The organism is Mesorhizobium sp. M4A.F.Ca.ET.022.05.2.1, from assembly GCF_003998845.1.
Taxonomy (GTDB): domain Bacteria; phylum Pseudomonadota; class Alphaproteobacteria; order Rhizobiales; family Rhizobiaceae; genus Mesorhizobium.
The window spans coordinates 1-8,485 of the sequence record NZ_RZOJ01000269.1 but is presented as its reverse complement, the minus strand read 5'-3'; the positions used below and the strand labels follow the sequence as shown (position 1 = coordinate 8,485).

Annotated in this window: 5 protein-coding genes and 1 pseudogene; 3 read left to right on the top strand and 3 right to left on the bottom strand. The window is 63.2% G+C overall.

Annotated features, from left to right (window positions below; genetic code table 11):
• The 3 genes and pseudogenes from EN745_RS24090 to ppdK all read right to left on the bottom strand — a co-directional run.
• Nucleotides 1-204 (bottom strand): annotated as a pseudogene (locus tag EN745_RS24090) (polysaccharide deacetylase); the annotation flags it as partial.
• A 118-nt stretch (nt 205-322) separates the two neighbouring features.
• A complete protein-coding gene (locus EN745_RS24085; protein WP_348627255.1) occupies nt 323-1,396 on the bottom strand; it encodes a glycosyltransferase family 9 protein in 1,074 nt (357 codons plus the stop codon).
• Nucleotides 1,397-1,586: 190 nt separating this feature from the next.
• Nucleotides 1,587-4,268, bottom strand: coding sequence for a pyruvate, phosphate dikinase (gene ppdK, locus EN745_RS24080; RefSeq protein WP_127422425.1), 2,682 nt, complete (start codon nt 4,266-4,268; stop codon nt 1,587-1,589).
• 447 nt (nt 4,269-4,715) lie between these two features.
• Here ppdK and EN745_RS24075 point away from each other — a divergent pair, with 447 nt between their 5' ends.
• The 3 genes from EN745_RS24075 to EN745_RS24065 all read left to right on the top strand — a co-directional run.
• Nucleotides 4,716-6,143 (top strand): phosphomannomutase, encoded by a 1,428-nt coding sequence (locus EN745_RS24075; protein WP_127422424.1) that lies wholly within the window; start codon nt 4,716-4,718, stop codon nt 6,141-6,143.
• A complete protein-coding gene (locus tag EN745_RS24070; RefSeq protein WP_126055850.1) occupies nt 6,143-7,558 on the top strand; it encodes a mannose-1-phosphate guanylyltransferase/mannose-6-phosphate isomerase in 1,416 nt (471 codons plus the stop codon). The genes EN745_RS24075 and EN745_RS24070 overlap by 1 nt, the downstream gene beginning before the upstream one ends.
• An 87-nt stretch (nt 7,559-7,645) precedes the next feature.
• Nucleotides 7,646-8,485: GDP-mannose 4,6-dehydratase (locus EN745_RS24065; protein WP_145992114.1), on the top strand; the 840-nt coding region annotated here is incomplete at its 3' end.

Sequence of the window (8,485 nt, the reverse complement as noted above, 5' to 3'; positions counted from 1 at the left end):
GGGGATCCTGTTGTCGACAAGCGCCGAGAGGATGCGCGGATCGGTCTGGCCGCCGCAGGCGTCGAGCGTCAGCGCGACGCGGCCGCTGCCGCCAGCCTGCGGCTTCAGATGCAGCGTCGGCTCGACGAGCGGCGCGGCGCTGGCCGTGGACACGGCGCAAACCGACAGCGCGACCGCGCAAAGATGTTTTCGCAAGAGACGCATGGTCGATTTCCGGGCCGGCGGTCGAAGCGGGATGGTTGCAATATCCAGCCAGAAGACCCGCATCAAGGCGAAAATCGGGACGGCGCACGCGCGAAGGATAACGTCACGAGAATTTGCTTCAGGCGTAACGCGAGAGCGCGTTTGCCGTTTGCTTTTCGGTGCGCGCGAGGATCTCGCGCACGGCCTCGGCAACAGGCGCGACCTCCAGGCGCCAGACGCAGCACGCCTTGCTCGGATCCGTCCGCTTGCAAAAGTCGCTCGCCACGCATTCGCAAGGCATGGAGGGCTGCAGCGAGATGCTCGGCACGCCGACCGGCCCCCAGCGGATCGGATTGGTCAGCCCGTAGAGGCCGACGACCGGGGTTCCCGCTGCGGCGGCCATGTGCATGGGGCCACTTTCATTGCCGAGGAAAAGCCGCGCCTCCTTCAGCAGCGCCAACAGCGTTTCGAGCGAAAGCGCGCCGACAAAGTTGACGACCGGCGAGGCTGTCTTCGCGGCAATCTCGTCGGCCGGCTTGTGCTCGTCCGGGCCGCCGACGAGCACGAAGTCCAGGCTGGTCTCGCGCGCGATGTCGTCGATAACGGCAGCGAAGCGTTCCGGCTGCCACCGCCGGCCAAGAAAGCTCGCTCCGGCATGCACCGCGACAAAGGCCTTTCGCCTCAGATGGTACTTGTCCAGCAACGCAAGCGCGCGCGCCGTCTCCAAAGACAGTGGGCGGATGGACGGCGCTTTTATGCGCAGATCGACGCCAAGCGCCTCGAGTGGTGAAAGATAGCGGTAGAGATAGTGTCGCTCCCCGAAGCCGAACGGCCTGGCCCGTACGTTGGCCGGCTGACGCTCATGCCAGCGCAAGGGCCTTTCGGACGGATGATAGCCGACCCTGATCGGAGCGTTGACGAGGCCGCTGACGATCCGCGAGGTTTTCGAATCGGTCAGGTCGACCGTCATGTCGAAGCGGAACCGGCGCAGCCTGCGCACCATCGAATACAGCTCGCGCCCCCGCTGCAGCGGCGATCCGCGCATCATGGCGCGCCGGAACGTGACGACATCGGTCGCGATGCCGTGGGCGGTGAGGAAGCTGGCGAAACGCGCCTCGCAAAGGAACACGATCCCGACGCCGGGATATCCGAGCTGGAGGTTCCTGGCCAGCGCCGAGGCGAGAACGAGATCGCCGATGAACTTGGTCTGCAAAATGAGAATCGAGCGGACGGGGGCGGTGGATATCTGCAACATCTGTCTCGGGCACCGGAGGATCGGAGACCCTGGAAACTGGGCGGAAACGATGTCGAGATTGGGAGCCGTCACGCGCACGATCGCGTGACTTTGCTTACAAAACCGTGAGGTACGGGCCCCGTCAGCGGTGCCGACGGGCGACCGAAAATCAGCCCCGCGACGCTGCCTTGGCGACCTGAACAGCGGCCTGCGCCGCCGCCAGCCTCGCGATCGGCACGCGGTAGGGCGAGCACGAGACATAGTCGAGGCCGACCTCTTCACAGAAGCGGATCGACGAGGGGTCGCCGCCGTGCTCGCCGCAGATGCCGAGCTTGATCTCGGGTCGCGTCACCCTGCCCTTTTCGGCCGCGATGCGCACCAGTTCGCCGACGCCCTCTATGTCGAGCGACACGAACGGATCCTGCTCGATGATGCCCTTCTGCCGATAGGTCTCCAGGAAGGAGGCCGCATCGTCGCGTGAGATGCCGAAGGTGGTCTGGGTGAGATCGTTGGTGCCGAAGGAGAAGAATTCGGCCGCCTCGGCGATGACGTGGGCGCGGATCGCGGCACGCGGCAGCTCGATCATCGTGCCTGTGAGATAATCGATTTTGATGCCGCTCTCCTGCATGACGCTGGCCGCGACGGCGTCGATGCGCGCCTTGACGTAGTCGAGCTCCTTCACCAGGCCGACCAGCGGCACCATGATCTCAGGCACCACCAGAGCGCCGGCCTTCTGGCCCGCCTGGACGGCCGCCTCGAAAATGGCGCGCGCCTGCATCTCGGCGATCTCGGGATAGGAGACCGCCAGACGGCAGCCGCGATGGCCGAGCATCGGGTTGAACTCGTGCAGGGCCTCGGTGCGCTGCCTGAGCTTATCGGGCGAAACCTTCATCGCGGCCGCGACCTCGGCCAGCTCGGCTTCCGTCTTCGGCAGGAACTCGTGCAGCGGCGGATCGAGCAGGCGGATCGTCACCGGCAGGCCGGCCATGATCTCGAACAGCTCGAGGAAATCCGAGCGCTGCATGGGCAGCAGCTTGTCGAGCGCGGCGCGCCGGTCCTTCTCGGTGTCGGCCAGGATCATCTCGCGCATGGCGACGATACGGTCGCCGTCGAAGAACATGTGCTCGGTGCGGCAGAGTCCGATGCCTTCGGCGCCGAACGAGCGCGCCATGCGCGCATCAAGCGGCGTTTCGGCATTGGTGCGCACCTTCATGCGGCGTGCCGCGTCGGCCCATTCCATGATGGCGGCGAAATCGCCCGACAGTTCCGGCTGCAGCATGGCCACCGCGCCCTTCAGCACCTGACCGTTGGCGCCATCGATGGTGATGATGTCGCCCTTGCGGAAGGTCTGGCCCATCGAGATCAGAGTCCCGGCCTTGTAGTCGACGCGTAGCGACCCTGCGCCCGACACGCAGGGCTTGCCCATGCCGCTGTGGTGGCGCGCGGCATGGCTGGTCATGCCGCCGCGCGTGGTGAGGATGCCTTCGGCCGCATGCATGCCGTGGATGTCCTCGGGGCTTGTCTCGATGCGTACCAGGATAACCTTGCGGCCTTGCGCCTTGGCGTCCTCGGCATCGCCCGAGGAAAAGACGATCTCGCCGGTTGCCGCACCCGGCGAAGCTGGCAGGCCGACGCCAATGACGTCGCGCGCGGCCTTCGGATCGATGGTCGGGTGCAGGAGTTGGTCGAGCGAGGCAGGATCGATGCGGGCGACCGCTTCCTCCCTGGTAATCAGCTTGTCCTTCGCCATCTCGACGGCAATCCTGAGCGCTGCCTTGGCCGTGCGCTTGCCGGACCTGGTCTGCAGCATCCAAAGCTTGCCGCGCTCGATCGTGAATTCGAGATCCTGCATGTCGCGGTAGTGCTTCTCGAGGCGGTCGGAGATGTCGACGAAAGCCTGGAAGGCATCCGGCATCAGCTTCTGCAGCGACGGCTTGTCGGATCCGGCAGCGATGCGCGCCGCCTCGGTGATGTTCTGCGGGGTACGGATGCCGGCGACGACATCCTCGCCCTGGGCGTTGACCAGAAACTCGCCGTAGAGCTGCTTTTCGCCGGTCGACGGGTTGCGGGTGAAGGCGACGCCGGTGGCGGACGTATCGCCCATATTGCCGAACACCATGGCCTGGACATTGACCGCCGTGCCCCAGCTCTCGGGAATGTCGTGCAGGCGGCGATAGGTGATTGCGCGGTTGTTCATCCAGCTGGAGAACACAGCGCCGATGGCGCCCCAGAGCTGTTCGTGCGGCTCCTGCGGAAACGGCTTGCCGAGTTCCTCCTCGACCTTGGCCTTGTAGAGCGCGATCACGCCCTGCCATTCGAGCGCCGTCAGCTCGGTGTCCAGCTCATGGCCGAGGTTCGCCTTCTCATCCTCCAGGATCTCCTCGAAAACTTCATGGTCGAGCCCCATGACGACGTCGGAATACATCTGGATGAAGCGGCGGTAGCTATCATAGGCGAAGCGGGCGTCACCGGAATCGGCGGAGAGCGCCTCGACCGTCTCGTCATTGAGGCCGAGATTGAGGACGGTGTCCATCATGCCCGGCATGGAGGCGCGGGCGCCGGAGCGCACCGACACCAGGAGCAATTTCGACGGATCGCCGAAGCGGCGGCCGGTCAGCCGGCCGATATGGTCGAGCGCAACCGTAACGTCCGCTTCGAGTTCGGACGGATAAGTGCGGCCGTTGGCGTAATAGGCGTTGCAGACCTCGGTGGTGATGGTGAAACCCGGCGGGACGGGCAGGCCGAGGCTGCACATCTCGGCCAGGTTGGCGCCCTTGCCGCCGAGAAGATTACGGTCGCCGGCACGGCCCTCAGCGGCGCCATCGCCGAAGGTGTAAACCCACTTGGTCATGCTCGCCCTCCAACGGTCGCAGATCGCAGGCCGGCGAAGCCCATGGCCTCGGCTTCGTCCGGTCCGATCCGAGCGATATGATGCTGCACTGCGAAAGGCAAGGCGTCGCCAAAGCCGGCCGGCCGCTACAATCGATTAAGGAAAACCCCTAAAATCGATTAAGCAAAAGCTGCGTCAAAAAGACCGGACGCTTTGACGACGATTGAGATTGACGCAATGCGAGTATCCGGAGCGCGCCATGCAGCCGGTGATAGGTCTCATCATCCGGAATACATTGCAAAATGCGGAGCCGCTAAAATTCCGGCGATACATCCCGGCAGCTCGCGAAATCTTGCCGGTTCGATTTCGTTCAACCGCGCGCGCAAGGGCGCCGGTATGATTTTTTGTTGACAGCGAACCCCACTCCAATATTACCGGCCTGATCTTCCAAACAGCAAAAGAAGAACGATGAAATTCGGGTCGAGCGGCGTCCGAGGTTTGGCTTCGGAATTGGTTGGGAAGCCAAGCGGACTCTATACTGAGGCGTTCGCCTGGCGTCTGGCTTCAAGCGGCTTGCAATCGGATGGCGCGGTCTTTGTCGGCCGTGACCTGCGCGACAGCAGCCCGGCGATTGCCGACCGTTGCATGGCGGCGTTGGCCGCGAGCGGATTCCAGCCGATCGATTGCGGCGTCATCCCAACCCCGGCCCTCGCTCTTTATGCCCAAAAGCAGGGCGCGGCCGCTCTGATGGTAACCGGCTCCCACATTCCCGCCGACCGCAACGGCATCAAATTCTATCGCCCGAATGGCGAGATCGATAAGGCGGACGAGGCTGCGATAACGCAATATGTCGCCGACAAGTCAAATGTGTACGATCCGCCAACTCTTCTTGAGACGACCTGGCCAAGGCGCCATGACGAAGCGATTGCCGGTTACCAGGAACGCGCCAACGATATCCTGGGGCCGGATTCGCTGTCCGGCATGAGGGTCGGCGTGTATCAGCACAGTTCGGTCGCGGCGGAATTGCTGGTGCGGGTACTTCGATTGTTCGGCGCCGAGGTGGTCCCGGTCGGCAAAAGCGAAACCTTCGTGCCGGTCGATACCGAAGCGGTGGGCGCGGCCACGCTTGCGAAATTCAAGGCCTGGAGCCGTGAGTTCAAGCTCGACGCCATCGTGTCCACGGACGCCGATGCCGACCGCCCGCTTGTCGCCGACGAGAAAGGCGATCTGTTCCGGGGCGACCTGATTGGGCTCGTCACCGCGCTTTTCGTGGCAGCGGATACGGTAGTAACGCCCGTGACCTCCAATTCGGGTATTTCGGATGCCCTGGGTTTCGAGGTGAGGAGAACCAAGGTCGGGTCGCCGTTCGTCATCGATGGCATGGAAGCGTCGTACCGTGGCGGCAACATCGTCATCGGCTTCGAGGCCAATGGCGGCGTCCTCCTGGGATCGGATTGCCTGCTGAATGGAAAGACGCTGGCGGCCCTGCCGACACGCGACTCGCTGCTACCGATCCTTGCCGTGCTCGGCACCATGGCATCGACGAAAAGACCGCTGTCGAGTTTGCGCGAGCTTTGGGACCTTCCGTTCTGCGCGAGTGAGCGACTCGAGAACTTCCCGGTGGAGAGTTCACGCCGGTTGATGACCCAACTCGCCAACCCCGATGCGCTGCAGCAATTCCTGGCTCCGTTTGGCACTGTTGCCGAAATCGATGAAACCGATGGCCTCAGGGCGCGGATGGATAGTGGCGAGATCATACATTTGCGGCCGTCCGGAAATGCGCCGGAATTGCGCTGCTATTCGGAGGCCGCGAGCTATGCCAGGGCGACGGCGATCGTGGCATTGACACTGGAGAAGGCTCGGGCATTCGCATCTCCGGGCACAGAGGGCATTTGATGAAAGTCGTTCCGGTGATCATCAGCGGTGGAGCCGGCTCGCGCCTGTGGCCTGCCTCGCGGCAGTCGCATCCCAAGCCGTTCCTGAAGGTGGCGGACGGACATTCACTGATCCAGCATACCGCGTTGCGCGCCGCCTCGATCAGGGACGTCGTCGAGCTGGTCACGGTGACGTCCAGGGAACACCTCTTCCTCACGACAGACGACTTCGACGCTCTGGAGCCCGTTGTTCCTCAGCGGACCTTCCTGCTCGAGCCTGAGGGCCGCGATACGGCTGCAGCCGTGGCCGCGGCTGCGATCCACGCCAAGGCAATGCAAGGCCCCGACGTCATCCTGTGCATTTTCCCAGCCGACCACATGATCGGAAACGTGCCAGCATTCCTGAGCGCCGTGGCCAGGGCGATCGAGCATGCCGGGCAAGGACGCATCGCGACGCTGGGCATAAATCCGACCAGGCCGGACACGGCCTTCGGCTATATCGAGGCAGACGGCGAAAACGTTGTCCGCTTCGTCGAGAAGCCGGATCTGGAGACGGCCAAGGCCTATGTCGCGTCCAAGCGGTTCTTCTGGAACGCCGGCATTTTCTGCTTCCGCGCGCAGGTCATGCTCGAGGCAATGGCCAAGCATTGCCCCGCAGTGATCGACGCCGTTGTCGCCAGCTACGAGGACAGCCACGTCAGCCGGGGCGAAGGTTTCGCCAACATCGAACTCTCGTCTGAGCATTTCGCCATGGCTCCGCGCATTTCGCTCGACCATGCGGTGATGGAAAAGGCGCAAAACCTGGCCGTCGTTCCCTGCGACATGGAATGGAACGACATTGGATCATGGAACGCGATGGCCGAACTGGTCGCCCCCGACCAGAGCGGCAACCGGATTCGCGGTGACGTTCGCATGGTCGACACCGCGGACAGCTTCATCAGTTCCGACAAACGCGTCATCGGCACTGTCGGCGTCAGTGACCTGGTGATCGTCGATTCCCCGGACGCATTGCTGGTGGCGTCCCGCGACCGCGTCCAGGACGTCAAGAAGCTGTTCGAATCCCTCAAGGCTTCCGGGCATGAGGCGCACTTGCTCCACAGCACCGTGCACCGGCCATGGGGTACCTATACGGTCCTCGAGGAAGGCGAGCGCTTCAAGATCAAGCGCATCGAGGTCAAGCCTGGCCGGCGCCTGAGCCTGCAGATGCATCACCATCGTTCGGAACACTGGGTCGTGGTCAGCGGCACGGCCAAGATAATCAATGGCGACGAGGAACTGCTCCTGGCGACCAATCAGTCGACCTACATTCCTTGTGGCCATAAGCATCGGCTTGAAAACCCGGGCAAGATCGACCTGGTGATTATCGAAGTCCAGAGTGGCGACTATCTGGGCGAGGATGACATCGTGCGCTTTGACGACGTATACGGTCGCGCCTGACAATTTCATTGGCTCGCCGGGCTGGGGCGGGCAACATCGGCAACACGGGCTTGGGTGGAGCAATCATCGGACACATCGAGAGCATTGATGACAAAAACAGCATTGATAACGGGCGTCACCGGACAGGACGGCGCCTATCTGGCGGAACTGCTGCTCGCCAAAGGCTATGAGGTCCACGGACTTGCGCGGCGATCGAGCACGGCCGACGTCAACACGACACGCCTGAAATGGCTCGGTATCGAGAAGGACGTCAGGATCGTCGACGGAAACCTGACGGATCTTTCCGGCCTGGCCCGAACGATGCGCGACATCAGGCCGGACGAGGTCTACAATCTTGCCGCCCAGTCCTTCGTCAAGTCATCGTGGCAGCAGCCGATCCTGACGGGCAACGTCACCGGCATCGGCGTGACCAACGTGCTTGAGGCGCTTCGCCTCGAAATCCCCGAGGCGCGCTTCTATCAGGCCTCGTCGTCGGAGATGTACGGCCTTATCCAGGAGCCAATGCAGTCGGAAACGACCCCCTTCCATCCCCGCTCGCCCTATGCGGTGGCGAAGCTCTATGGCCACTGGATCACCATCAACTACCGCGAAAGCTTCGGCCTGCATGCCTCGAGCGGCATTCTGTTCAACCACGAATCGCCGCTGCGCGGCATCGAGTTCGTGACACGCAAGGTCACGGATGCGGTCGCGCGCATCAAGAAGGGCCTGTCCAGGGAATTGCGGCTCGGCAATATCGACGCCAAGCGCGACTGGGGCCACTCCAAAGACTATGTCCGCGCCATGTGGCTGATGGTACAGCAGGATGTGGCGGACGACTATGTCGTGGCCACCGGCAGGACGACGACCGTGCGCGACATGTGCCGCATCGCCTTCGAGCATGTGGGACTCAACATCGAGGACCATCTGGTCATCGACCCCGAACTGTTC

Coding starts and splice junctions, on each gene's coding strand:
- ppdK (WP_127422425.1), bottom strand. CDS start 4,268: ATGACCAAGTGGGTTTACACCTTCGGCGATGGCGCCGCTGAGGGCCGT.
- EN745_RS24075 (WP_127422424.1), top strand. CDS start 4,716: ATGAAATTCGGGTCGAGCGGCGTCCGAGGTTTGGCTTCGGAATTGGTT.
- EN745_RS24070 (WP_126055850.1), top strand. CDS start 6,143: ATGAAAGTCGTTCCGGTGATCATCAGCGGTGGAGCCGGCTCGCGCCTG.